The sequence below is a fragment of the Bradyrhizobium sp. ORS 375 genome, assembly GCF_000239775.1.
Classification (GTDB): domain Bacteria; phylum Pseudomonadota; class Alphaproteobacteria; order Rhizobiales; family Xanthobacteraceae; genus Bradyrhizobium.
This window is the reverse complement of the sequence record NZ_CAFI01000339.1, coordinates 1-24,418: the sequence shown is the minus strand read 5'-3', so window position 1 is coordinate 24,418 and position 24,418 is coordinate 1. Positions and strand designations below refer to the sequence as shown.

The 24,418-nt window shown below is 65.0% G+C and carries 20 protein-coding genes, 1 tRNA gene and 1 pseudogene; 9 read left to right on the top strand and 13 right to left on the bottom strand.

The window, feature by feature from the left end; genetic code table 11:
- Positions 1-164: 164 nt before the first annotated feature.
- Complete coding sequence (locus tag BRAO375_RS24450; protein ID WP_009030133.1) at positions 165-977, top strand: ABC transporter permease; 813 nt, start codon at positions 165-167, stop codon at positions 975-977.
- A gap of 287 nt (positions 978-1,264) precedes the next feature.
- Here the strand turns inward: BRAO375_RS24450 and BRAO375_RS24445 are convergent, their stop codons facing one another.
- The 5 genes from BRAO375_RS24445 to BRAO375_RS24425 form a co-directional block, all read right to left on the bottom strand.
- Positions 1,265-2,254 carry an alpha/beta hydrolase family protein gene (locus BRAO375_RS24445; protein WP_009030132.1) on the bottom strand — a complete coding sequence of 330 codons (990 nt, stop codon included), beginning with the start codon at positions 2,252-2,254 and terminating at the stop codon, positions 1,265-1,267.
- A gap of 7 nt (positions 2,255-2,261) precedes the next feature.
- On the bottom strand, positions 2,262-3,113 hold the full coding sequence (locus tag BRAO375_RS24440) for a carbohydrate ABC transporter permease (RefSeq protein ID WP_009030131.1): 852 nt from the start codon (positions 3,111-3,113) through the stop codon (positions 2,262-2,264).
- On the bottom strand, positions 3,110-3,985 hold the full coding sequence (locus tag BRAO375_RS24435) for a carbohydrate ABC transporter permease (protein ID WP_009030130.1): 876 nt from the start codon (positions 3,983-3,985) through the stop codon (positions 3,110-3,112). Before BRAO375_RS24435 ends, BRAO375_RS24440 begins: the two co-directional genes overlap by 4 nt.
- A 117-nt stretch (positions 3,986-4,102) precedes the next feature.
- The gene (locus BRAO375_RS24430; protein WP_009030129.1) at positions 4,103-5,482 is read right to left on the bottom strand and encodes an ABC transporter substrate-binding protein; all 1,380 of its coding nucleotides are present in this window, start codon (positions 5,480-5,482) and stop codon (positions 4,103-4,105) included.
- A gap of 140 nt (positions 5,483-5,622) precedes the next feature.
- Positions 5,623-7,584 carry an AsmA family protein gene (locus BRAO375_RS24425; protein ID WP_083842526.1) on the bottom strand — a complete coding sequence of 654 codons (1,962 nt, stop codon included), beginning with the start codon at positions 7,582-7,584 and terminating at the stop codon, positions 5,623-5,625.
- Positions 7,585-7,882: 298 nt separating this feature from the next.
- Between BRAO375_RS24425 and BRAO375_RS24420 the strand changes: the two genes are divergently transcribed.
- Positions 7,883-8,611, top strand: coding sequence for a CoA transferase subunit A (locus tag BRAO375_RS24420; protein ID WP_009030127.1), 729 nt, complete (start codon positions 7,883-7,885; stop codon positions 8,609-8,611).
- Positions 8,611-9,261 (top strand): 3-oxoacid CoA-transferase subunit B, encoded by a 651-nt coding sequence (locus BRAO375_RS24415; RefSeq protein ID WP_009030126.1) that lies wholly within the window; start codon positions 8,611-8,613, stop codon positions 9,259-9,261. Before BRAO375_RS24420 ends, BRAO375_RS24415 begins: the two co-directional genes overlap by 1 nt.
- A 4-nt stretch (positions 9,262-9,265) precedes the next feature.
- Here the strand turns inward: BRAO375_RS24415 and BRAO375_RS24410 are convergent, their stop codons facing one another.
- The 4 genes from BRAO375_RS24410 to BRAO375_RS24395 form a co-directional block, all read right to left on the bottom strand.
- A complete protein-coding gene (locus tag BRAO375_RS24410; RefSeq protein WP_009030125.1) occupies positions 9,266-10,987 on the bottom strand; it encodes a hypothetical protein in 1,722 nt (573 codons plus the stop codon).
- Positions 10,988-11,154: 167 nt separating this feature from the next.
- Complete coding sequence (locus BRAO375_RS24405; RefSeq protein ID WP_009030124.1) at positions 11,155-12,036, bottom strand: SUMF1/EgtB/PvdO family nonheme iron enzyme; 882 nt, start codon at positions 12,034-12,036, stop codon at positions 11,155-11,157.
- A gap of 53 nt (positions 12,037-12,089) precedes the next feature.
- Positions 12,090-13,184, bottom strand: a complete 1,095-nt coding sequence (gene nirK, locus BRAO375_RS24400; protein WP_009030123.1) for a copper-containing nitrite reductase — start codon at positions 13,182-13,184, stop codon at positions 12,090-12,092.
- Positions 13,185-13,533: 349 nt separating this feature from the next.
- Positions 13,534-13,743 carry a hypothetical protein gene (locus BRAO375_RS24395; protein ID WP_009030122.1) on the bottom strand — a complete coding sequence of 70 codons (210 nt, stop codon included), beginning with the start codon at positions 13,741-13,743 and terminating at the stop codon, positions 13,534-13,536.
- 198 nt (positions 13,744-13,941) lie between these two features.
- On the opposite strand from BRAO375_RS24395, the gene hemN reads away from it, so the two are divergent.
- Both hemN and BRAO375_RS24385 read left to right on the top strand, forming a co-directional pair.
- Entirely contained in the window at positions 13,942-15,294 is a 1,353-nt protein-coding gene (hemN, locus tag BRAO375_RS24390) for an oxygen-independent coproporphyrinogen III oxidase (RefSeq protein WP_009030121.1), read from the top strand.
- Between the two features lie 84 nt (positions 15,295-15,378).
- Positions 15,379-15,570, top strand: coding sequence for a DUF1858 domain-containing protein (locus tag BRAO375_RS24385; RefSeq protein ID WP_009030120.1), 192 nt, complete (start codon positions 15,379-15,381; stop codon positions 15,568-15,570).
- Here BRAO375_RS24385 and BRAO375_RS24380 read toward each other — a convergent pair whose 3' ends face one another.
- Complete coding sequence (locus BRAO375_RS24380) at positions 15,571-16,287, bottom strand: Crp/Fnr family transcriptional regulator (RefSeq protein WP_009030119.1); 717 nt, start codon at positions 16,285-16,287, stop codon at positions 15,571-15,573.
- 163 nt (positions 16,288-16,450) lie between these two features.
- Here BRAO375_RS24380 and BRAO375_RS24375 point away from each other — a divergent pair, with 163 nt between their 5' ends.
- Positions 16,451-17,662, top strand: coding sequence for an NnrS family protein (locus BRAO375_RS24375; protein ID WP_009030118.1), 1,212 nt, complete (start codon positions 16,451-16,453; stop codon positions 17,660-17,662).
- On the opposite strand, the gene BRAO375_RS24370 is transcribed toward BRAO375_RS24375, so the two are convergent.
- Positions 17,647-21,108 carry a PAS domain S-box protein gene (locus BRAO375_RS24370; protein WP_009030117.1) on the bottom strand — a complete coding sequence of 1,154 codons (3,462 nt, stop codon included), beginning with the start codon at positions 21,106-21,108 and terminating at the stop codon, positions 17,647-17,649. The two genes, BRAO375_RS24375 and BRAO375_RS24370, sit on opposite strands and share 16 nt — an antisense overlap.
- Before the next feature lie 335 nt (positions 21,109-21,443).
- On the opposite strand from BRAO375_RS24370, the gene BRAO375_RS24360 reads away from it, so the two are divergent.
- From BRAO375_RS24360 to BRAO375_RS24350, 3 genes are all read left to right on the top strand, one after another.
- Positions 21,444-21,824 carry a phasin gene (locus tag BRAO375_RS24360; protein ID WP_009030116.1) on the top strand — a complete coding sequence of 127 codons (381 nt, stop codon included), beginning with the start codon at positions 21,444-21,446 and terminating at the stop codon, positions 21,822-21,824.
- A 235-nt stretch (positions 21,825-22,059) separates the two neighbouring features.
- A complete protein-coding gene (locus BRAO375_RS24355; RefSeq protein ID WP_009030115.1) occupies positions 22,060-22,494 on the top strand; it encodes a phasin in 435 nt (144 codons plus the stop codon).
- A 251-nt stretch (positions 22,495-22,745) separates the two neighbouring features.
- Positions 22,746-22,822, top strand: a tRNA-His gene (locus tag BRAO375_RS24350).
- Positions 22,823-23,058: 236 nt separating this feature from the next.
- On the opposite strand, the gene BRAO375_RS24345 is transcribed toward BRAO375_RS24350, so the two are convergent.
- On the bottom strand, positions 23,059-23,301 hold the full coding sequence (locus BRAO375_RS24345) for a helix-turn-helix transcriptional regulator (RefSeq protein WP_009030114.1): 243 nt from the start codon (positions 23,299-23,301) through the stop codon (positions 23,059-23,061).
- A gap of 128 nt (positions 23,302-23,429) precedes the next feature.
- Positions 23,430-24,418: pseudogene (locus tag BRAO375_RS24340) on the bottom strand (Ti-type conjugative transfer relaxase TraA); the annotation flags it as partial.

Sequence of the window (24,418 nt, the reverse complement as noted above, 5' to 3'; positions counted from 1 at the left end):
GGTGATCTCTCCACGGGTACAAGCGTTCGCGGATAGATCACCCCACCCCGCTCGCCCGCTTCGCGTGCGATCGACCCTCCCCCTCCAGGGGAGGGTGGTCGACAGCCGAGGCGGCTCTTTCTCTTGCTCGACGCTGAGGGTTGCCCCGCAGGAGCTCATCGCTCGTGCCTAATCCCTCCCGCCTGTCCCGCTTCAACGTCGCCTCGCTCTCGCTCGGGCTCGCCTTCCTGTATCTGCCGATCCTGATCCTGGTCATCTACTCCTTCAACGCCTCGCGGCTGGTGACGGTGTGGGGCGGCTGGTCGCTGCGCTGGTATCACGAGTTCTTCAACGACCGCGCCATGATTGACGCCGCCTGGATGAGCCTGCGCGTCGGCGCGACGTCGGCCACGGTCGCGACCGTGCTCGGCACCCTCGCGGCCGTGGCGCTGTCGCGCGGCCAGGGTTTTCGCGGCCGCATGCTGTTCTCGGGAATGCTGTATGCGCCGCTCGTCATGCCCGAGGTGATCACCGGCCTGTCGCTGCTGCTGCTGTTCGTGGCGCTGGAGGCTGAGCGTGGCTTCTGGACGGTGACGATCGCCCACACCACGCTGACGATGTGCTTCGTCGCTGTCGTCGTGCAGTCGCGGCTGGTCTCGCTCGACCGCAGCCTGGAGGAGGCAGCGATGGATCTCGGCTGCGATCCGTTCCGCGCCTTCGCGATGGTGACCTTGCCGCTGATTGCCCCTGCGGTGGTTGCCGGCTGGATGCTGGCCTTCACGCTGTCGCTCGACGACCTCGTGATCGCGAGCTTCACTACGGGGCCGGGCTCGGCGACTCTGCCGATCCGGATCTATTCGGAGGTGCGGCTGGGTGTGAAGCCGGAGATCAACGCGATCTGTACGCTGGTGATCGGGCTGATCGCAGTGGTGATCGTGGTCGCATCGCTGGCCTCGAAACTGTCCAGCGACCGCGGCGAGAGCGCCGCGCCGCTCTAACGATCGTCATTGCGAGCGCAGCGAAGCAATCCAGGGCTGAGCAAGGACTCTGGATTGCTTCGCTGCGCTCGCAATGACGGAGATGTCCTGAGGGCGTCGCCACCACAGCTGTCATCGCCCGGCTTGACCGGACGATCCAGTACGCCGAGACGCCTGTGGGTCCACCGAAAGGCCGCGGCGTACTGGATGCCCGCCTGCGCGGGCATGACAGCTGGGGTTGGGGCGGCTTGCTGGATTCACACCAGCACAACTCGCGAAGATGATCACGAGTGCTGTGGCAGCGTCGATCAGCGCGCGAACAGCTTCAAGGCGGTGGCGACCACCGTGTGATGGATCGCCGCGCGATCGACCGAGGGCGGATCGACGCAGCTGGCCGGATCGGAGGTGCGGCCGAGTTCGGTGCTCTCAGGCAGGAACACGTAGTGGCCGGCCTCGTCAGCAACGACATCGAATGCGCTGCGCGGCAAGCGCTCCTGCAGCCAATGCGCCGACGGCAGCAGCGCATCGGCGCCGCCGACCATGATGTGGGTCGGGACGTCGATCGCGGCGACGCTGTCTTCGGAGAAGCCCTGCACCGACCGGCCCGGCGCCAGCAGCAGCGCCGCCTTGATGCGCGGATCGTGATAGGACGCCGACATCCGCGCCCAGGAGTCGCGGAACACCTGGCTCGTCTCCACCAGCCGCGGCAGGTGATCGACGAGATCGGGAAACTCGCGCGGGCCGCGGCCGAGATTGGCGCCGGGCTCGAACGGCGAGCGGATCATGATGGCGCCGAGCAGGGCGGTGGCGGTGACGCCGCCGAGCGAGTAGCCAACGGCAAAGATGCGATTGGCGTCGATGCGGCCTGCGAAGTTGCGAAGAACGGCGAGATGGTCGATCAGCAATGAGATGTCGCGCGGCCGCTCCCATGAGCATAGGAAGGCCTCGGCCCGATACGGCTCGGCATTGCTGTTGCCGTGATGGTTGACGGCCACTGCGATGAAGCCGCGGCTCGCCAACTCGCGGGCCAGCCATTCGAACTGCATTCCGTTGCAGCCGGTGCCGTGCGAGTACACGACGAGAGGACAGCCGCCGGGGCCCGCAGCAAGCGGCGCATTCAATGCCGCTGGCCCGGCCTTGAACCAGCCTTGCGGCCAGGGTGCGATCGGCAGCGCGGCTTCGATCGCGTCGTCCGCGGCCGGATACCAAGCGAACCAATCGACCGGGCGCGGCCCGTCGTCATTCCAGTTCGGCCGCGCGACATCTTCGATACGGCCCTGGCGAAACCCGACGCGCATCACTCCGTCACGACTTCACGGCGCCCGCGGTAAGACCGCCGACCATGTAGCGCTTGAAGGCGTAGTAGACCGCGGCCGGCGGCAACGCGTAGATGAAGCCGGTGGTCATCAGGAGTTCCCATGGCGAGTCGTCGGCGGCGAGGAAGTTGCCGAGCGCCACCGGAAGAGTGATCGCCTTGTCGTTCGACAGCAGCAGGAATGCGTAGAGATACTCGTTCCAGGCCAACAGCACGGCGTAGGTGCCGATCGCGACCAGCGACGGCATCATCAGCGGCACGTAGACGAGGCGGAAGATCTGCAAGGGGCTCGCGCCGTCCATCACGGCTGCTTCGTCCAGCTCGACCGGCAGCTTGTCGGAGGCCTGCTTCAGCACCCAGATCGCATACGGCGAGGCGATCGTCACCATCGCCAGGATCAGCGACCAGTCGTTGTTGAGCAGGCCGTATTTGCCCATGGTGCGATACATCGGCACTGCGAGGAACGCAGCCGGAATGAAATAGGTGAACAGCGCGAGGTTCATGACCACGCGGCTGCCCGGTACCCGCAAGCGTGAGATTGCATACGCCGCACAGGTCGCGATGATCAGGGTCAGCGCACCGACCGCCACCGCGATGATCACGGAGTTGCCGAACTGGATCCAGAAGTCGCGCAGGAAGTAATGCTGCTGGTGAAACACGATCGAGAAATTGTGCAAGGTCGGATGATCCGGCCACAGCTTGCCCGAGAACGCGTCCTCCTTCGGCGAGATCGCGAACAGGAACATGTGATAGATCGGGATCATCGTCCAGATGAAGACGGGAATGCCGATCAGCAGCAGCCGGGCCTCGGTGCCGACTTCGCGCAGGGTAGGGAGCTTCATCGCGACAACCGCTTCATCATGAAATAGACCAGAGGGAGCACCAGCGGCATCGCGCAGACGATCGAGGCCATCGCGAGGCTGAGCTGGTCGAGCCGGAGATAGCGGATGCCGAGCGTCGACAGCACGTGCGTCAGATCGGCCGGACCGCCGCCGGTCAACAGATAAACGCTGTTGAAGTCGCCGAGCGTCCAGATCATCGAGAGCAGCGTGCAGGTGATGTAGAGCGTCTGCATCGACGGCCAGGTGATGTAGCGGAACTTCTGCATCCAGGTCGCGCCGTCGACCTCGGCGGCTTCGAACAGGTCCTGCGAGATCGCGAGACGACCGGTCATCAGGATCAAGGTCCAGAACGGCAGCGACTTCCAGATGTGCATGCCGATGGCCATGCCCAGCGCCACCGTCGGGTCGTTCAGCCAGTTCGGGCCGTCCTCGCCGGTGAACTTGAAGATCAGCTGGTTCACCACGCCCCATTCGGGATTGAGCATGAAGCGCACCGACAGGATGGTCGGGATCGACGGCACGGCCCAGGGCAGAATGAAGATCACCGACAGCCATTTGATCCAGCCGCGCTGCTGCACGAAGAAGCCGGACAGGAACAGCGCGATCAGCATCTTCAGATTGATGCCGACCAAGAGGAAGATCAGCGTATTGACGGCGGCACGCGCAAAGATGGGATCGTTGAACAGCGCGACATAGCTCGCTGGGTCGCGGGCCAGCCACAGGCCGTAGCCGACGGGATAGACGACGAAGGCGAGGAACACCAGGATGTACGGCGCCAGCATGACGACGCCCCAGACCTGGGGTGGTGTCAGTCGCGCCGGTCGCGGTGCCTCCGCAAGCGCAGAATCGGAAGCTGAGAGCGTGATCGCCATGGATGTCTCTTCTGGGTGACTCTGGTCGTCTCTTCCGCCGACGACTAAACCGGCCGCATGGGCTGCGGCCGGCAGTCTTTGTCAGGACGTCAGGCTAATGCATCGCGATGCGATGGACTAGCCCGCAACTTCCTTGATGCGGGCGATCAGCTCGTCCACGGCCTTCTCGACCGGCACCTTTTCGCTGACCACGCGGTTCATCGCCTTCGCCCAGACGTTCTCGTTGTTGAGAATCGTGAACTTGTAGTTCTTGGTGAAGTCGAACGGCGAGGTGCCACCGGTGAACTGGGTGTAGACAGCCTTGCGATGGCGGTCGGCCTGCCAGAACGGGCTCTTCTGGCCGGCAGTCGTCACCGGGAACCAGCGACCCAGCGCGCCTTCGACGTAGGGGCCGAGGTTCTCTTCCTGCATCAGGAACTTGATGAATTCCTTGGCCTGCGCCTTGTTTTTCGCGTTGCTGAAGACGAGGCCGGTCTTGACGTCGGAGCGATACTTGATCGGCGTGCCATCCGGCTTGTTGGGGAAGGACGCGGTGATGATGTCCTCCTCATAGGCCTTCTTGCCGGCCGCGCGCTGCTCGGGCGTCAGCGCCTGGTTGGTCGAATCCTCGAACCACTTCGCGGCGATCGAGATCGTGAAATTGTGGGTCATCACGATCGTCTTGTTGTGGAAGGCGACGTTGTTGTCCGGATCCTTCCAGGTCGTCGAGGACGGCGGCGTGCAGCCCTTGATGTAGGTGTCGGTATAGTCCTTCAGCGCCTTGGTCAGGCCGTCGCGCACCTTGGGATCGTCGACCAGCAGCTTGCCGTCGTCATCGACCAGCTTCACGTTGTAGGCGTCCATGAAGGTGTAGAACGACTGGAACGAGTCGGTCGACTCCACGCCCATCGGCTGGCCGACGCCGTAGAGACGCTGGCCGGTCGCCTTGCGGATGCCCGGCTGCACCTTGTCGCACCAGAACGTCCAGTAATCTTCCCACTTGGTCGGGATGTCGCTCTGCTTGAAGCCGGCCTTCTCCAGCAGGTCGCCCCAGATCTGGACATGCATGCTCTGCTGCTTCAGCGGGAAGCCGTAATAGGCCTTCTTCTTGGTGACGTTGTTGAAGAGATAGGCGGTCTCGATCGTGTTCGGGGCGAAGGCCGACTTCATCGGCTCCAGGATGTCGGTGAGATCCTCGAGCTTGCCTTCGTAGGCCCACTTGCCCTGCGCCTGGACGTCGTAGGTGTCGGCATAGGCCACGTCCGGCACGGTGCCGGAATCGAGCGCGGCGACCGTCTTCGGAATCATGTCCTGGATCGCGTATTGCGACAGCTCGACCTTGATGCCGGTCTTGGCTTCGAACTTCTTGACGACGTTGAGCAGCGCATCGTCCTCGGACTTGTAGAAGCCCTTGCTCCACCAGATCGTGATGGTGTCCTGAGCGACGGCTGGTGCTGCAGCGCAAAAAAGCCCGGCGGCTACTGCGATTGAAAGCGCACCCATTCCCCTGGATTTCACGTGTCTCTCCCTGATCCGCCGATCTTGCTTGATCGGTTGTGGCGGACACTAGCGCAGGGACCAGATGCGATCCAGAAGTAATATATCAGACATGGGTCGTGCCCACCGCTCGCGCTGAATAACGCTTAACGCGGCGATCATCAGTTCTGTTTTGTGGGACTTTCGCTCGTCGGAGCGTCGGCCTGCGGCGCATTGTCCTGCTGAGCCGGGCGCAATCCGCCGCCCGTGAAGCGCTCCAGCACCGAACGCACGGCATCGCGCGTCTTGCGGTCCTTCACGGCATCGAGCAGGGGCGCCGCCGCGGGTGCGCGGCGGATCAGGCTCTCCGGATCGGGGAAGATCAGCGGATCCTCCCACGGCCCCTGCACAACGAAGGGCAGTTCGAAGCCGTTGCCGCCGCTGCCCGACGACAGCAGGCTCGCGACGCCCTTGAAGTCGTATTCGCGGCTCGGCACCGACGCCGTTCCGGTCATGGTGATCCGCGCGGTCGGGCTTTCGACCCGGATGTCTTCCGCGGTTGCAACGCCGTCGGCGAATCTCACTGCGATCGTCAGCGAATCGTAGGGCGTCGATCCCGTGCGGAAATTTCCGCCGCGCGACAATGGGCTGCGCTCCAGCCGTTTCAGCAACTGCTCGACGTTGAAGCCGGAGATCGCTCCGTCGCGGCCCTGCAGATTGGCGCTGCCGTCGAGCGATTGCGCGAGCCCGAACGGGCTCGAGCCGGATGCTGTCAGCGAGACATTGAGGTTGCCGCGCCCCGACAACGACGAGACGCCGAACATCTCGTTGGCGCAGGCCTGCAGGTCGACGTCGGTGAACTGCAACTCGGCTTTCACGTCGGCGACGGTGTCGGCCCGCGCGATGCCGAACGAGCCGCGCACCACGCCGCCATACATCTGCGCCTCGCCGACCGAGAGCGCCAGCACGCCGTTGCGCAAATTCGCGCCGAACGCCGTCCGTCCGAGTTTCGACGAGCCGACCGTGACCTTTGCGGCCGAGAGCCGCATGTCGAGATCAGTGGTTGAGAGCGCCTTCAGGTCGAACAGCTGCCGGTTCCAGTCGCGCGCGCCGTTGGCGAGCAGCCGGAAGGTCGAGATATAGGGCGTGAAGTCGAGCGCATCGGCCGCCAGGGTCGCCTGCAGCGCCTGACGGCCATTGTTGGCGTAGGTCATGACGCCCTCGGCGGTGTTGCCGTCGAGCTCGACATTGACGTTGGTGAGCGCGACAGAGGCGCCGACCATGTTGGCCCGCGCGCGCAAGGCGAAGCGTCCGAAGCCACCGCCGCCGAGCGGCGTCTGGCCGGTCCAGCGCAGCGCGTCGCGCAGCGACGGGCTATCGACGGTCAGGGTGCCTTCCATCAATGCGCTGGTGCGGTTGGCGACCGTGCCGTCGAACGCCACCTTCAGCGGCGGGCTGGCCAGGCGCATCTTCAGACCGGAGCGGTCGCCGGACAGCGCTGCCAGGAAGTCGCTGACGCTGATCGAGCCCTCGATGCGCTGGCCGCGCCAATCGAACTGACCGGTGGCGGCGAAAGAGCGCGAGATCGATGGCCAGGCGAGCGACAGGTCGATGTCGTCGAGCCGCTCGGACGCATGATGGTTGGAGTCCTCATAGACCAGAATGCCGTCCTGAATGCGGATCTCCGAGAACGACATCTGGCTGTCCGGACCGGGACGCATGGTGCGGGTGATGGTCTCGATGAACGGCGTCCAGTTGCTGTTGCCGTCGGCCTCGCGCGTCACATTGATCTGCGGCCGCAGCATCATGACATCGGCGATCTCGAAGCGCTGCAGCAGCAGCGGGAGCAACTGCAGATTGGCGGTCAGCACATCGACGCGCAGCGCCGGATCGCTGGCGGTGCTGCCCTTGAAACCGACATCGTGGAACGAGACATAGCTGCCGGGGAACAAGGAGACGTCGATGTGTCCCTTGACGACGAGCTCCAGCCCGGTCACCGCGCGGATCTGTTTCTCCACCGCCTGCCGAAGTGCCTCGCGATTGACCAGCCAGGAGCTCGCCAGCAGGCCCACGAAGGCGATCCCGAGCAGCACCGCGATCGGTGTGCCGAGCCGCCTCATTCCTTGGGCCATGGTCACGGACATGTCCTGGGATCGTCGGATCGCTGGTTACGGTGGATGGGCAGGGTGCGCCGAAAACCCTTGCCAACATCAACAACTTGATGCGCTTTCTTGACGCTTTCAAGGCCACGCCGCTGGTGTGGCCGGATTGCGGCGGAGCCCATCGACTCCGGCGTCCGGTCCATGCGGGAGGCGCGCGCCGATGCGACAGCTAAAGCACGGGCTGCGCGTTGGGAAGGCATCATTGACGCATTGCAAAGATTTCGCCTAATAATCCGGTCGATATCCGCGCGGTCGCCGCTCTCCATCAGGTCATTCCCGTATGAACAAGGTCTATCCGGACGCCAAATCCGCCCTTGCGGGCCTCCTCAAGGACGGCATGACCATCATGTCCGGCGGGTTTGGCCTTTGCGGCATCGCAGAAACGCTGTCCGACGCCATTCGCGAGTCCGGGGTGAAGAACCTCACCGTCATCTCCAACAATGCCGGCGTCGACGGTATTGGCCTCAGCCGGTTGCTGGAGACGCGGCAGATCAAGAAGATGATCTCGTCCTATGTCGGCGAGAATAAGCTGTTCGCACAGCAATATCTGGCCGGCGAGCTGGAGCTGGAATTTTGTCCGCAGGGCACCTTGGCCGAGCGCATCCGCGCCGGCGGCGCCGGCATTCCGGCCTTCTTCACCAAGACGGGCGTCGGCACGCTTGTCGCCGAGGGCAAGGAAGTCCGGGAATTCGACGGCGAGAAATATCTGATGGAGCGCGGCCTCTTCGCCGATCTCGCGATCGTGCACGCCTGGAAGGGCGACACCGCCGGCAACCTCGTCTACCGGAAGACGGCGCGCAACTTCAATCCGATGATGGCCACGGCGGCCAAGGTCACGGTGGCCGAGGTCGAGCACCTGCTGCCGGCCGGTCAGATCGATCCCGACCACATCCATACGCCGGGCATCTTCGTGAAGCGCATCATCCAGGTGGGAACCGCGCTCAAGCGCATCGAGCAGCGCACCGTGCGCAAACGTGAAGCCGCCGCTGCAGCCGGGGAGGAAGTCTGATGGCCTGGACGCGAGAGCAGATGGCGGCGCGCGCCGCCAAGGAGCTGCGGGACGGATACTACGTCAATCTCGGCATCGGCATTCCGACGCTGGTGTCCAACTACATCCCGCCGGGAGTCGACGTCGCGCTGCAGAGCGAGAACGGCATGCTCGGCATGGGTCCGTTCCCCTATGAGGGCGAGGAGGATCCCGACCTGATCAATGCCGGCAAGCAGACCGTCACCGAGCTGCCGATCACGAGCTACTTCTCGTCGGCTGATTCGTTTGCCATGGTCCGCGGCGGCCACATCGACCTGTCGATCCTCGGCGCCATGCAGGTCGCCCAGAACGGCGATCTCGCCAACTGGATGATCCCGGGCAAGATGGTCAAGGGCATGGGCGGCGCGATGGATCTCGTCGCCGGCGTCAAGCGTGTGGTCGTCGTGATGGAGCACAGCGCCAAGGACGGTCCGAAGCTGCTCAAGACGTGCAACCTGCCGCTGACCGGCGAGCGGGTGGTCGACATGGTGGTCACCGATCTCGCGGTGTTCACGATCGACAAGCACGGCAATGACGGCATGGCCCTGATCGAGCTCGCCGACGGCGTGACGCTCGACGAGGTCAAGGCGAAGACCGAGGCCGAATTCCGCGTCGCGCTGAAGAACACCTGAGGCGCTACCAGTTCCGGCACAGCATCTCCGCGACCTTGACCGCAAGGCGGCACGCCGCGTTGTGGTCCTGGCTCCTGGCGGAAGGTGACGGTGTCCCGGTCAGGCTCTGAACAATCAGACAGGGCACGCTGCGGTTGAGACAGACCAGCCCTGTCACATAGGCCGTCTTGTCGGCGGCGAGGGCGCCGGGAAACGCCGCCAGGATGTCGGCCTCAGTGCCGCTGTCGTCGTGCGTGACCGTGACGCCTTCGAAGAACACACCGATCTGGTCGAGCATGGCGGCCGCCGAGTCATGGGCAAGACGGCAGAGCTCCGGATCGGTCGGGATGATCATGCCTCCGTCCTTGGGAAAGGGGGGCTCGGCGATGCTCAGCGCGTCCCGCAATCTGATCTCGATCCGAAATGGGGCCAAGGCCGCGGTGACCACGAGATCGCCCGGGCCGGCGCCGACAAAACGGGCGCCATGGCCGGCTTGCGGAAGCCTCGAGCCGAGCGCGTGCGCCCGTCCTGCCATGATCACCCACCGTGCGCCATGCTCCTCGATCGCGACTGACGTCGCGCTTGCCACCTCGGTCATGGAACGGCCCAGGCAGACCACTGCATGAAAGCAGGAATGCCGGATGATGGCGCGCGTCGCGTTGCGTTGCTCGATCAGCGTGCCCGGCCCCATCGCCTGGATCAGTCCCTCGATGTCCTCTCCCGTCTCGACGACGAACCCGATCGTATGGGCCTTGGCGTGCAGGAAGCGCAGCGCCTCGAGCATGGCGTTGATGCTGGCTTTGTCGCGGTCGTCGAGCTGCGGCCAGAGCGCCTCGAGCACGTCCAGCGAGGCCTCGATGCTGGCGCCGATCACGCCCTGGCCAAGCGGACGCCCCGGCGTCTCGCAGCGGTAGAGCTCGTCGAGCGTCTGCAGCACCGTTCGCCGGTCCTTCATGGCCCCGGCCCCTTGCAGGATACGCGCGAGAACAAGCGCGCGCTTGGCGGGGTCGAGCGGCACGGCCAGCCAGGCGAAGTCCGCCAGCTCTGCCGCCTGCTCGCTCGCAGCGCGCTGGAATTCGCCGACGACCTGGCCGTAGTGCCAGTTGACCTGCCACGGCGTCACCTGCCGGCCGCGATATCTGCCGCGCTCGATGCGTTCGAGCGCCTGGGCCTGCAGTTCATGGCGCAGATCGGGGTCGAAGCCGGACATCCGCATATCGAGCAGGCGATGAGCGCGGGTTGCGATCGCCGGCCCGAACCATTCCTGCTCGGGGTCGCCGACCGACAGCCCGCTCGGCATGCGGATGTGAACGGTTCGGCGAAACTGGTCCAGCTCGCGTCTGGCGACCTGTGCCGCGGTCGCGGAGATATTCTGCACCTCGCAGAACGCATCGACGACGCTGGCCCAGTCCCAGAAATCTTCGCCGTAAAACGGGATCCGATATTGCCGGCTGGCCACGATCCGGGCGCAGATCTCCTCGATGTGAGGCGTTGCGCGACCGATCAAGTCATGGCGCGCGAGTGCCGGATCGGCGAGACATTGGTGGACCATCCGCGCCGCAGTCGCATTCAGGACATGCCAGTCCCTGGCCGCGAATTTCGGCGACGTGCGCAGATATTCCAGCGCGTCGACCAGACAGCGTCCGGCCAGGGCGCGGGGCGAGTTGTCATCGAACCAGCTGGTGTTGCCGATCCCGTAGCCGTGGAGGTCGGACGTGAAGAAGACCGGCGGATGTCGAGAAACCACACTCGCCTCCTGGTCCGCTCATCGCGTCTCTCAACGGCAATTGTCTAACGTTTGTAGATCGAGTATCGCAACCGAAAGTTGATATTGCGTGACTGGCATTTGTGCCAGTGCCAGGGCACCGGCGCGCACGACGCCGTCCCCGGGGCTGCTGCGGAGGAATTTGCTGGTCAGGCGCGGACGGCGTGCATCAAACGGCCCAGTCGTTGCGCGATGCTTTGGCTCCATGTGGGCGGGTCGCGGACCAGCCGGAAGCCCAGATTGGCCGGGGGTCTGCCTGACGCGCAGCCGCCGGCGCGCGCGTCCCGGATGAAATCCGTCACATAGGCCCGATGCGCGCCTTCGGCCAGGCGGACGCCGCAATTGTTGACGGTCTTGACGACGCGTCCGGCACTATCCAGCACGTTGCGGGTGAAGCAGGTCGAGGTCCATTCCCAGACGTTGCCGGCCAGATCGGCAACGCCGTGCTCATTCCGTCCGAAGCTGCCGAAGCTGCGCGGATTTGGATCGTCGGGCAGGGCGGACTCCCGCTCGTATCGGGCGATCCAGCGCCGCGCGGGATCGGTATCATCGACCGAGAGGCCGTCGTCCTTGAAGCGGGTGCCGGCTGCATGGGCCCACTCGGCGTCGGTCGGCAGGCGATAGCGCCGCCCGGTCTTGAGTGAGAGCCATTCGGCATAGGCGTTGGCATCGAGCCAGCTCACCTGCACGACCGGACGATCGATGGCGACGGCAATATCGCGCTCCATGGCGCGGCAGGCGTTGGCTTCGACGCAGGCCTGGTAGTCGGCGGCGCTGACCTGATGGGTCATGATGGTCAGCGGACGATCGAAGCGAATCGCGGTGATCGGCGACTCGGCCTGGCGGCCGTCGCGAACATGGTCGCCGGATTCACGGTAGTTGATCGTTCCCGGCGCGATCTCGACAAGGGCCGGTTCAGCGACGCTGGTCACCGGGTCCTGCAGCCTGGCGACCATGGGCGCGATGGCCGTGGGGCCAGCGACGCCGACGATGCAGGCGAGAGCGATCTTGATCTTGAAGGCGAGCAGCATGGCAGCACATCGGAGGAAAGTGGGGGCCGGTCGCACCGGCCCCCTGGATATGATCAGTTGGTTGAACCGGTCGGAATGTCCGCCGGCGCCTTCACCTGCGTCATCAAATCATCGTTCCACTTGCCTTCGACCTTGAAGTGCGCCGTGGCGCCGAGATTGGCCGCCTCGATCAGGTTGTGGGTGACATAGGCGTAGATGCCGGGCTGCAGGAACTTGTAGAGGGCGGCGCCGGCCGAGCCGCCGCGGATGAACCAGGTCTCGAGTCCGGTCTCCGGCGCATTGGAGAACTTGCCGGTCTCCCAGACATAGTCGCCATGGCCGCCGATGAGATGCGGACGGCTGTCGCGGTTCGCCTGCGAGTGCACGATCAGAACGTTCTCGCCGACATTGGCGTTAAGCGCATTCTTGCCGGTGAGCGCGCCGGCCTTGCCGTTGAACACGACATGCGTCGGCGTCAGCTTGCGCATCACCTCTTCGGTGTCGCTATAGGCTTCGCCCGGCGAGTCGTAGGACTTGAAGTTGCCCTTCTCGTCGCGCGGAACGTAGAGGTCCTGCTCGCCGATGTAGTAGATGCGGTCGTAGCGCAGCGAATGGCCATGACCGTCATTGAGGCCGTCGCGCGGCAGCACCATCACGGCGCCGTTCATGCCGGAGACGACGTGCCAGGGGATCATCGGGCCGCCCGGAGCGCAATGATAGACGAAGACGCCGGTGCGGGTGGCCTTCCAGCGCAGCACGACCTGCTCGCCCGGATTGATCAGGGTGAGCGCGCCGCCGCCGAGCGCACCGGTCGCCGAGTGGAAGTCGATGTTGTGCGGCATGGTGTTGGTCGCTGGATTGACCAGGGTCACCTCGACATAGTCGCCCTCGTGCACGACCATCAGCGGACCCGGCATCGAGCCGTTGAACGTCATGGCCTGGAAGGTGGTGCCCTTCTCGTCGATCACCATCTTCTTCTCCTGGACCACGAGCTTGAACTCCATGATCTTCGGGCCCTGCTTGGTGGCCTGCTCGTGCACGTGCACGAATGGCGGGGCGACGAGATCGACCCGCTGGCGCGGCAGCTTGAGGTCGTCGGCAACAGCGGGAGCCGCAAGTATCATCGCGGCGATGGCTGCACTGAACATGGCGGTGCGGCGGGTCAACATGGATCGCTCCTTCGTTGGATCTGATGGTGTGCCGCAAAGCAGCATGCGCCTGTTGGAACCGGACTTGTTTGCGCTGCAACAAGTAATTTGGCGTTTGCGAAATCAGGCAGGGAAATCGTGCTCTGCGTCACGCCTAAGGGCGCGATATTGCACGCGTGCTAATCAGTTGCACCGGCACGGCACGCGGCACTCATCCGTCGCGTCCAAGGAACGGCAGGAAGGCTGTCCTATAGGCATCCGTCGAGCCGCGCGTCATACGCGCGCATTCAGACGAGTGGCTGATTTCGCGAGCGGGGAAGGGAGAACAGATACGATGTGCGCCGGACGAACGAAGCGAGCGTCTCGTCCGTCAGCTCAACCAGCGCACCGCCAGCAGCACAACGAAGGCCACGGCTGCTGCGATGCAGAACAGCGTGGTCATGAACATGGCGATGTTGCCGAGCAGGCCGGTCGGCGCCGCATCGTCGCGAAAGGATTCGAACCCGTCGGATTGAGGAATATGACCGCGGACATTGGCGAGGGCAGCGAACAGGCGAATGAGCAGGTCCAGAGCTTCCATTGCGGATCCCTCGAATCGTGAGCGGATCGATGATCATTGCGAAATCGACCGGCCACTTTGACGAAGCGCAATGTCGCTGGCGAAAGCCGAGTTTTTACTGACAATGATGGGGCATTCGTCGGCCAGCCTTGAGAAAGCTCAAGGCCGCGTCCTTTGCCCTGTGTCAGACAAGTCCAAACTCAGGTGGACAGGCAGGACATGAGACCAGATCTCGCCGCATGCTACGGACAGGAGCGCCTCCCGCGCTACACCAGCTATCCTACGGCGCCCCACTTCTCGGCGGCGGTCGGTCCATCCACTTACGCAGAGTGGCTGCGCGCTATCCCGGCAAGCGCGACGGCATCGCTTTACCTGCACGTGCCGTTCTGCCGATCGATGTGCTGGTATTGCGGCTGCAACACCATGGTGGCCAAGCGCGACGAGCCGATCGCGGTTTACGAATCGGCGTTGCGCTGCGAGATCGACATGGTCTCCCGCCAGATCGGCCGGCGGCTTCAGGTCGGCCACATCCACTTCGGCGGCGGCACACCGACCATCATGGCGCCGGACTCGTTCGTCGATCTGGTCGGCTCGCTGCGCCATTCCTTCTTCGTGCTGCCGTCCGCCGAAATCGCCATCGAGATCGACCCGCGCACGCTCACCCCGGCGATGATCCGCGCCCTGGGGCTCAGCGGCGTCAACCGCGCGAGTCTCGGCGTGCAGAGCTTCGATCCGCGCGTGCAGCAGGCCATCAATCGGGTACAGAGCTTCGAGCAGACCGCCGCGGCCACCAACGGGCTGCGCGAAGCAGGTGTTGCCGGCATCAATTTCGATCTGATCTATGGCCTGCCGCATCAGACCGTGGCGTCCTGTCTCGACACCGTCCAGCGTGCCATCGACCTGCGCCCGGACCGGCTCTCCGTGTTCGGCTATGCGCATGTGCCATCGTTCAAGACGCATCAGCGCAAGATCCGGGATGACGCGCTGCCTGACAGCCTGGAGCGATATGACCAGGCCTGCGCCATCTCGGATGCGCTGAAGGAGGCAGGCTATGTCCAGATCGGCCTGGATCATTTCGCCCTGCCGACCGATCCGATGACCATCGCCTTCCGCGAGGGGCGGCTGCATCGCAATTTCCAGGGCTATACGACGGACGCCAATGACCTGCTGCTCGGCTTTGGTGCCTCGGCGATCGGACAGTTGCCGCAGGGCTACGTCCAGAACGCGCCTCAGGTGCGCGCCTACGAGGAGAAGATTGCCGCGGGGACCCTCGCCACCGTAAAGGGCTATGGACTGACCGACGACGATCGCCTGCGCGCCGACATCATCGAGCGCATCATGTGCGACTACGGTGTCGATCTCGACGTGATCTGCACCCGCCACGGCATGGAAACCGATCAGATGCTGCGATCGGCGCCGCGACTGCAGTCGCTGATTTCTGATGGAGTGGTGGAACTCAACGGCAGCGCGCTCGCAGTGACCGAGCATTCCCGGTTCCTGGTGCGCAGCGTGGCTGCGGCGTTCGATGCGCATCTGGACGCATCGAAGCAACTGCACAGCCGGGCTGTGTAAACAGCTGTACGCCGCGGTGCTTGTGCCGCGACAAAGAGGCCAGTCGGCATCGCTGCTACCATTCGCTTTCGAATGGAGGCGCGCATGCCCATTTCCTTTGATGAACTGGTCGACGACGTCATGCGGCGCAGGCCGGAGACGATCCGTGTCTTTCTCGCCTTTCAGATGCGCTGCGTCGGCTGTCCGATCGCCTGCTTCCACAATGTCGCCGATGCCTGCCGTGAGCACGGCATCGATCCCGACACGTTTCTCTCGGCGCTGTGCGCCTGCACGTGATCAGGAGCGGGACGCGGCCGTATCCGACGTCTGCTCGGCCAGGAGGACGATCTTGTGCGGCTCGCGCAGCACGATCTTCTGACGGCCGCTCTCGACGAGCCCGAGTTGCTCCCATGCGGACAGGATGCGGCTGACGGTGTGCAGCGTGGTGCCGGTCATTTGCGCGATGTCCTGACGGCTGATCGGAAAGTCGATCTGCACGCCGTGATCGAGCTTGCGTCCGGCCTGGTTGGCGAGCCGCAGCAGCGCATGCGCGATGCGCTGCTCGACCTGCTGCGTCGACATCTCGATAACCCGCGCATGGGTCTCCTGCAGCCGCTGGCCCACCGTCTGCAGCGTGTTCGCGGCCAGCGACGGGAACCGCGCCACCAGCCGTGGCCACGCGGCCGACGGCCAGGCCAGCACGATGCTGTCATCGACTGCGGTCGCCGTCGCCGGATAATGCTGCAGGCCGATAGCGGGCGCGACGCCGAAGGTGTCGCCGGGCACGACATAGCGGACCACGATCTGGTCGCCGGTCGGCGTCGTCTTGGTGGCGCGGACATGGCCATGCAACAGCAGGAAGAACGACGTCGCATCCGCGCCCTGCTCGAACACTGCGCCGTTGCGGGGGACACGCATGGAGCGCGCCTCGCGCAGCACCTCGGTGAGATCCTCTTGGGAGAGGCCCCCGAACAGCGGCAGATGCGCGACCAGCGAGCGGTCGATGGAAGCCATGATGTTCTCCGGCCGGACACGGCGACGTTTGCATCGCCCCATAACACGTTTTTGCGATCGGCTGGAAGTTTGTGCTGGCGCAATCCTCTGCGAGGGATGCGCAACTACATCTCAGATACAGCGCCATGGGCGCGGTTCCCTCGAATATCGACGAGCATCCAAAATGGCCATTCCACGCAACTATCAGGGCTGGACCGTTCTTGCCAACGGGTTCCGGCCGTTCTTCCTGCTCGGCGCGCTCCAGGCTGCCTTGGCTATCCTGGTCTGGCTCCCGGTGTACTACGGTGAGCTGAAGCTGAACTCGGCGTTCGCACCGCGCGATTGGCACGTGCACGAGATGCTCTACGGCTATCTTCCAGCCATCGTCACCGGCTTCCTGTTCACGGCGATCCCAAATTGGACCGGACGCCTGCCGATCCGCGGACTGCCGCTGCTGACGCTGGTGATCGTCTGGCTTGCCGGACGGATGGCCGTGACGGTGTCCGCTTTCGGTCCGTGGTGGGCCTCCCTGCTGATCGATGCGAGCTTTCTGCTGCTGGTCGTGCTCGCCGCCGCGCGCGAGATCGTCGCGGGCCGCAATTGGCGCAATCTGCCCGTCGTTGCGATCGTCGGCGTGCTGTGCGCCGGAAACATCGCTTTTCATCTCGAGGCGCATCTGCGCGGCTCCGCCGACGTTGCGATCCGCGTCGGCGTCGCCGTCATCGTGCTGCTGCTGGCGCTGATCGGCGGACGCATCACGCCGAGCTTCACGCGCAACTGGCTGGTGAAGCATAATCCCGGCCGGCTGCCGGCGCCGTTCGGCCGCTTCGACATGGCCGTCGTGCTCGTCAGTGCGCTGAGCCTGTTGGGTTGGATCGTCGTGCCGGACAGCGCCGTCACCGGGCTCGCGCTCGGCGTCGCCGGCGTGCTGCATGCGGCGAGGCTGGCGCGCTGGGCCGGCGATCGCACGCTGCGCGAACGGCTGCTCGTCATCCTGCACGTCGGCTACGCCTTCGTGCCGCTCGGCTTCCTGATCACGGCGGCGGCGAGTCTCGGCTGGGTCCTGCCCAGCGCCGGGCTGCATGCCTGGATGGTCGGTGCTGCCGGCATCATGACGCTTGCGGTCATGACGCGTGCCACGCTCGGCCACACCGGTCAGGCGCTAACGGCCTCGGTGGCAACCCAGGCGATCTACCTGGGCGTCATCGTTGCGGCCGTTGCGCGGGTCTGCGCGGTGCTGGTGCCGGACCATGCGAGCGCGCTGCTGCACGTCGCGGCCTTTGCCTGGGTGATCGCCTTCTCCGGCTTTGTGCTGGCATTCGGTCCGCTGCTGCTTGGCCTCAAGCTGCGTGCGCTCGCGATCAGATCGGCCGGATCGGCTCAGCCGGTGCTCTGATTGCGCGCGACCGCCCGCGAGAACACCACCTCCATCAGCGTTCCCGACTTGGGCGCCGCCTTGATGTGGAGCTGTGCACGATTGGCCTCGACCAGGGCCTTGGTGAGCGATAGGCTGAGACCCGATCCATCGGCGCCGAGCTCCGTCGCGGACGATGCGCGGAACGGCTCGAGCGCCGCGGCGACCGCCTGATCGTTCATTCCATGACCGGTGTCGCGCACGCGCAGCACCACCTCGCCGAAATCCGACATCGCGGTGGAGACGATGACCTGGCCACCGGCATTGGCGAGCGAGATCGACGCCGAGATCAGGTTGGTGGCGATCTGGCGCAGCGCCCGGGCGTCGGCGATCACCGGCGGGAGCGCCTGCGACAGCGAGGTGCGGATGATGATGCGGGCGCGGTTGGCCTGCGGCTGCATGATTGCCACGCAGCTCTCGACCAGCTCGTTCAGGTTCTGAGTGATGAAGGAAAGCTCGAGCTTGCCGGTCTCGATGCGCGACAGCTCGAGCAGATCGTCGATCAGCGACACGACGCGTTCACCGGAGGCCCGGATGTCCTTCATGTACTCGGCATAGCGCGCATTGCCGAGCGTGCCGAAGCGCTCGCCGATCATCACCTCGGCAAAGCCGATGATCGCATTGAGCGGCGCACGCACCTCGTGGCTGATGCGAGCCAGCATGTCCGCCTTGGCGTTGGCCGCGCGATCTGCGACGCGGCGCGCCTGCGAGAGCTCGCTTTCGCCGCGGCGCAGCTGCGACAGATCGCGGAACACGGCATAGAAGTTCGGGCCATCGGTCCTGGTGCGGCCGATCGTGATCGAGAGCGGGACAGCGCCGCCCTGCGCGACCTTGCCGAGCACCTCGCGGCCCTGATCCAGTCCGCTGGCTGCTCCGGCCTGCTGCACGCCATCGAGATAGTCGAGCACCACCCGCGCGCTCTCTGCGGCGAACAGCTCGATGAGATTGCGGCGAACCAGCTCGGCGCCGTCATAGCCGAACAATGCCTCGGCGCTGCGGTTACAGGCGTGGATGTTGCCGCCGGCATCGAACATCAGGATGCCTTCGGAGGTGACATCGAGGATGGCGGCGAGATCTTCGGCTTCGGCGTGTCCGGCCGCGGCAGGTGGCGGCACGACCAGCGCGGGCGGTGCGGATGCGGGCGGGGCCTGCACCGGTGCGGCCTCGGCGGGAGTCACCGCCGCTGATGGCCCAGGGGTCGGAGCGAAGATCAGCGCATGCGCGCTGTCGCCATCCCAGGTGATCGTGAACAGGCGCGCCTCGGCCTTGATCTCCTGGCTGCTGGAGCCGTCGGCGGCTGAGATCGTCACAGGCGTGCCAGCTTCGGGCTTGCTGGTTCCGGAGGATGCGCCGGGTTCAACATAGAGCGCGTCGAGGCCGCCGGCCTGCTCCAGCGTAGGTAGATCCGCATAACCCATCTGCTTGAAGAACGCCGGATTGGCGTAGAGCAGGCGGTCGAGCCGGTAGATCAGCATGCCGGTCGGCAGCAGGTCGAGCAGGATCCGGTCGCGCTGGCTGTCACCTTGGGCGGGGGGGACTTCCGGCGTCAGCCAATCGGTCTGAAGCGCAGCGCCATGCGTATCCGCGGTGTCGGCAACCGCCGACGGGTCCTGATGCTGCGGGCCGAACGGGTCACTCACGCGGGCAGCCGGTTCGAGAAGCGAACCGGCGAGCTCCACCGCCGGGTTGCGGATCTCGCCTTCGAGGCGGGCCGACAGCTGGCGCGCAAGTTCATGAAATGCATTGTTCTCCACCGGCGTCAGCGCCGGAAGCTTGCTCTCGCCAGGAGCCCGGAACGGAACGACGTTTCCGATCGTATCGAGACCGACACCATCGATGTGGGACGCGTGGCTCGTATTGGAAGCGTCACGCGATGCCGTGTTGGTGATGTCATGCTGCAACGGCGCATCTGCGGCCGGCGCATGGTCGGATTGGGCAGGGTGAGACGCGACAAAATCGGGTGGGCCGACATCGCTGTCGTCGGCGTCCAGAGGCTCGGTCAGATGAGCTTCGATCGACGGCAGTGCTGCGAGCCGGTTCAGCGCGTCGAGGTCGCGGCAGACGCCAAAGCCGCGATAGCCGGAATAGGTCTTGTCCGCTGTGAAGACCGGCAGTCCGGAGAGTTCGACGACAAGCTGCTCGCCGGCGTCGGCGGGCCAGGTGACGACGAGATTGCTCCAGGTCTCCCGCGTCGCGATCGCTGCGCTGACGCGACCTTCGGGATCGAGCCCGAGCGAAGCCGCGAGCTCCGGCCACGGCCGGCCCAGTTGCGCCGCGCTCTGCGCACCGATCAGGCGCGCGAACTCATTGGACCCGAGCGAGAATCGTCCTTCAGCATCGATCTGCCATGAAAAGCGGAGCGGATGGCGGCGACCGCAGGCCGACGAATCGGCGGTCGCCGTCGTCGCCTCATGATTCGGCGCGCTCGGCAGCGCTGGCGCTTCGCCGACGTCCGCTTCGCCGGACGAGGGCTGGATTTGTGCTACGTCGGACGGCTGCCTGTCTGTCGTCATCTGCGAGACCTGCTCGAGCGGCTCGAACAGGTCGGCATCGCCGGGGTCGTCGATCAGCAGGAATTCGGCTGGCGCTTCGTTCGACAGCGCCGGGGTTTCGTAGTCCGTCTCGCGTTCAGTCATGTCATCCATCGAACAAACAGGCGAAGCCTCGGCCGCATCAGCGTGGACGGCTGCCACGGGAGCTGGTGATGTCGTGGCGGCATCTGCGGCAGGCTCTGCCTTGGGGGATGGCGCCAGGCTCGGCGCCTCCAACTCATCGCGCGGGGCCGGCAACGGCACGGCAACCAGTCCGGTCTGACTGCCGCTGCCGACGCGGTGGAGCACCACGCGCTCGGTGCCGAGCGTCACCTCGGCGATCCCGTCGGCGAGCGCCGCGCTGCGGGCCATGGCGAAACCTGGATCGCTCAGGTCGTGCACGCCGAACAGCCGTCGTCCAGCGGCGCTGATGCCGGCGAAGTGTCCGTGCTCCGTGAATGCGACCAGCGCAAGCTCGCTGGACTCTGCGAGGCGCCGTAGACGCTCCGGGAACGGCAGGCTGCGTCCGCCGCTGTCGGTGCTGGTAATCAGCACGCCGCGGGTTCCATCGGGCAGGTCGATCCGGGCGCAGCCGCAGGTCGCGAGCGTGCCGAGCGGCGCGCCGAATCCGCGCAAACGCTCGAGCCGCAGCGCGCCAGTCTCGGGCAGCCGTCGTCCCAGTTGAGCGATCTGGCGGCGGTGCGAATCGGCCGGTCCGAAAGTCTTCGCCAGCAGGGCCGGCACGTTCGCCGCTCCCAGCGCCCGCGCCCCGACCGCATTCGTCCACAGCACCCGGCTGCCGTCGGCCGACCAGAGCCACGCCGGCAGCGCGCCCGCGACATGGATGGCGAGCCGGGGATCGCTGAGGGCCTGTAATGCGAGATCGGCGTGATTCATGGGCGGCGACGGCGAACGGCTCTTTTGACGTTGATGGCGACCGGAGCTGGTAGCGTTAAGAATTCGTTACTATCGCGCGTTTTGAGGGCAGAGGTCCACGGCCGGGCCGTGCTCCGGTCCTGCTAAAGCTTGGATAACCTTAATGTGTTCCTCGTCCGCCGGCGCGCCCAGAACCGGAGGCGGAAGCGGGGGTTGGATGTTGCAATCGCGGACCGGGCCGTCACGATGGTGGACGGAAAAGGTCAAGACGGGATCGCCGCAGGCCTCGTAGCGAGACGCGAGAGCTGCCAGCGCGACCTGGCGCGACCGATCCCGGACATCAGGAGGAGGGAACCATGACTGAGGACGGACGCCGATTCGAAATTCCGAAGGACATGCGCGCCATGGCTGAGGCCGGCTTCGACCAGGCCCGCCAGACGTTCGAGAAGTTTCTCGCCGGTGCGGAGGCGACCGCCGGATCGCTCGAGGAGCGCGGCGCGACCGTGCGGGCCGGCGCCAAGGACATCGGCGCCAAGGTATTGTCCTATGCCGAGAAGAACGTGCAATCGTCGCTCGACTACGCGCAGTCGCTGGTTCACGCCAAGGACCTGCCCGAGGTCCTCAAGCTGCAGAGCGCGTTCATCCAGGGGCAGATGCGGTCGCTGGCCGAGCAGGCCAGCGAGATGGGACAGGTCATCAGCCGGGCTGCTTTCGACGCGACCAAGCCGAAGGTCTGACAGCAGCGTCTCGCTTCTCTGAGACTTCCTGCTCTTCGAGGTTGAGGCGGTGGGCACGCTCCACCCTAGCCGCGACAAAGAGTTCCTGATGTCGGAATTTCCGTTGCGTTGCACAAAATCGACACGATATAGCTCTACGCGAGGTTGTTACCTCCCAGGGGCGGTTCCTCTGCGTGATCCGAAGCGACGTCCCGTTCTGGGCCGTCCAGTCTTAATGTTCTAAAGGATGCATGCCATGACCAATGCCACCGATCCTTTCTCCGCATCGATCATTCCGTTCGAGGTTCCCGAACAGATGCGCGCGCTCGCCGAGAAGGGCGTGTCGCAGGCTCGCGAGAACTACGCCAAGTTCAAGGACGCCGCGGAAACCCACAATTCGGCCATCGAGGCCTTCTTCGCTAATGCCAGCAAGGGCGCCGGCGCCTACTCGTCGAAGGTGATGGAGTTCACCAAGGCCAACACCACCGCCTCGCTCGATTTCGCCCAGGAGCTGTTCGGCGTGAAGTCGCCGTCGGAGGCGATGGAGCTGTGGACCGGTTTCGCCCGCAAGCAGTTCGAGACGTTCACGGCGCAGGCCAAGGAGCTCGGTGAGCTCGGCCAGAAGGTCGCGGTCGAGACCGTCGAGCCGATCAAGGAAAGCGCCACCAAGCTGTTCAAGACGGCCGCCTGAGGCGCGTCACGACGTCGGTCGGCTGTGGCTTGACGCGCCCGGCCGGACCGCTCGAAGCTCCTGGGTCCGGCGCATCAGCGTTCGGGCCTACGCTTTTTGAGCGCTGCCATCGAGCGCGCATGAACGCTCTCGCGACGTCAAAAAACGGGCGCATGGCTGGAGACTTTATCCGATCTCGGCCTTGCCAAATTCGCCCGTTGCACCTAGTTTCCGGCGCGTTCGGGCCCCCCGCGGGGTGGCCCGCGACGGATGCAGTTGTAGCTCAGTTGGTTAGAGCGCCTGTCTGTGGAACAGGAGGTCGGTGGTTCGAGCCCACCCAACTGTACCAACCAAATCATAGCCTTAGATGAAGTTGGCCTAACTGGCCGCTCAGGCTAGCTACCATCTAGCAACCACGGGGGCCGACCGAAGTATCGGGTGGCTAAGTCCCGTCGAAAAAATTTTCCGAACACATGCTCAGCGCTGCCATTAGCGCCCGATGGCAGCCCAGAAGCCTCGAAACCGCGAGTGCGGTAACGGGCACAGACGCGGGCAGCCGCACGTCTGAATTACGTTCAGCGCCGCCTATTTCGTGCGGATCTTCAGCCCCTGGTCCTGGCTGGAGGGAAATCGATCCTTGGTTCGCCATCCGATCGGATCCGCGATCCAGCGGCTGACCTCAGATTCATGCCAACCGGTTCCGTTGCTGCTGATTTTGAGCTGGGCCGGGAAAGTGCCCTCGGCGATCTTGCGGTAAATTGTGGATCGGGACAGCCCCGTCCTGGCAAGGACGGTTTTCAACCTGATGATACGGTCTGGTTCGCGCATGGCCGTGATGCCCTTCGCTGGTCGCTTCTGAGGTGTTGTGAGACCAGAGAGGCCAAACAGATGCAGGCGGACAATAGGACTTCGCGTGTTGCCAGGCGTGGCGTAGAGCCGGCGGCAAACGGGATGGGTCAAATTCCAAGGCTTCGGCCTCTGCCGAGATCGATGCCATGGACGAAGGCCAGATCCTGGCCGAGCCGGCGGCCTGATTCGAATCCGATGCCAAGATCGTTCTTGCGGCCGGCGAGGATGGATTCGAATTGCGGGTCGCGTTCGAGGCTTTTCGCCATGTCGCCCATCGCCGAGCGCGCGGACTTGTAGCCGGAGAAGTCGCCCGCCTGATACAAGCGCCGACTGGCCTGGTCGAGCTTCTGCCAGCGCTCTACGAAGCGGTCGGCGCGGCGGCTCGGATCGGTGCGCAGTTCGCTTTCGAGCTGGAGCGCGCGCACGGCCCGGCCGACCTGACCACCGGCCGCCTCGCGAGCCAGCTCCGGGTTCTTCCTGTAAGCGGCCTCGGCATCGTGGGAGCCAAAGGGGCGCACCTCCTCGAAAGCTTGACGCGCCTTTTGCAACTCTTTCACCTGTTCGCGGCTTGCTGAGCCGCCCGTTTCCCGCGCTGCGAAGATCGCATCTACTGCGCGGGCATGGCGCACCAGCGCTCGTGTCCGGATGCGACGTGCGTCCGCTTCGGGATCTTGCGCCACGTTGCTTGCCGGCACTTCGGCTTCGCGCCGCTCTGCTGCCGGACCGCTGCTTTCCCTTTCCGGCGTTGCCCGTTCCGGCCTCTGTCTGCCCTCCAGTCCCGGCAAATCAGCCGGGGTGCGTAGGCCGTCGAAGATGTCGCGCAGCTTCTCGGGCACAATCTTGCGCACGATCTCAGCCGCGCGATCGCGGAAGGTGATCCCACGCCGCTCGGCGTAGCTCTGGAGCGGATCGACGTGCTCGTAATCCGAGGCCATGTCCTTGGCGCGGTCGCGCGACAGGGCACGGGTGAGCCGGTCCGCATTGGCAAAATCATCGCGGCCATAATGGAGGTCCACCTCGTCGCGATGCCGCGACAAGGCGACATAGCTGCTGTGGGCATCCATCCCGGGCGTTGCCAGGACATGGACGCGGTCGA

Bases quoted from the DNA above. Each gene is read 5' to 3' on its own strand.
- BRAO375_RS24445 (WP_009030132.1), bottom strand. From the start codon at position 2,254: ATGCGCGTCGGGTTTCGCCAGGGCCGTATCGAAGATGTCGCGCGGCCG.
- BRAO375_RS24440 (WP_009030131.1), bottom strand. From the start codon at position 3,113: ATGAAGCTCCCTACCCTGCGCGAAGTCGGCACCGAGGCCCGGCTGCTG.
- BRAO375_RS24435 (WP_009030130.1), bottom strand. From the start codon at position 3,985: ATGGCGATCACGCTCTCAGCTTCCGATTCTGCGCTTGCGGAGGCACCG.
- BRAO375_RS24425 (WP_083842526.1), bottom strand. From the start codon at position 7,584: ATGTCCGTGACCATGGCCCAAGGAATGAGGCGGCTCGGCACACCGATC.
- BRAO375_RS24420 (WP_009030127.1), top strand. From the start codon at position 7,883: ATGAACAAGGTCTATCCGGACGCCAAATCCGCCCTTGCGGGCCTCCTC.
- BRAO375_RS24415 (WP_009030126.1), top strand. From the start codon at position 8,611: ATGGCCTGGACGCGAGAGCAGATGGCGGCGCGCGCCGCCAAGGAGCTG.
- BRAO375_RS24405 (WP_009030124.1), bottom strand. From the start codon at position 12,036: ATGCTGCTCGCCTTCAAGATCAAGATCGCTCTCGCCTGCATCGTCGGC.
- nirK (WP_009030123.1), bottom strand. From the start codon at position 13,184: ATGTTGACCCGCCGCACCGCCATGTTCAGTGCAGCCATCGCCGCGATG.
- BRAO375_RS24395 (WP_009030122.1), bottom strand. From the start codon at position 13,743: ATGGAAGCTCTGGACCTGCTCATTCGCCTGTTCGCTGCCCTCGCCAAT.
- hemN (WP_009030121.1), top strand. From the start codon at position 13,942: ATGAGACCAGATCTCGCCGCATGCTACGGACAGGAGCGCCTCCCGCGC.
- BRAO375_RS24385 (WP_009030120.1), top strand. From the start codon at position 15,379: ATGCCCATTTCCTTTGATGAACTGGTCGACGACGTCATGCGGCGCAGG.
- BRAO375_RS24380 (WP_009030119.1), bottom strand. From the start codon at position 16,287: ATGGCTTCCATCGACCGCTCGCTGGTCGCGCATCTGCCGCTGTTCGGG.
- BRAO375_RS24375 (WP_009030118.1), top strand. From the start codon at position 16,451: ATGGCCATTCCACGCAACTATCAGGGCTGGACCGTTCTTGCCAACGGG.
- BRAO375_RS24370 (WP_009030117.1), bottom strand. From the start codon at position 21,108: ATGAATCACGCCGATCTCGCATTACAGGCCCTCAGCGATCCCCGGCTC.
- BRAO375_RS24360 (WP_009030116.1), top strand. From the start codon at position 21,444: ATGACTGAGGACGGACGCCGATTCGAAATTCCGAAGGACATGCGCGCC.
- BRAO375_RS24355 (WP_009030115.1), top strand. From the start codon at position 22,060: ATGACCAATGCCACCGATCCTTTCTCCGCATCGATCATTCCGTTCGAG.
- BRAO375_RS24345 (WP_009030114.1), bottom strand. From the start codon at position 23,301: ATGCGCGAACCAGACCGTATCATCAGGTTGAAAACCGTCCTTGCCAGG.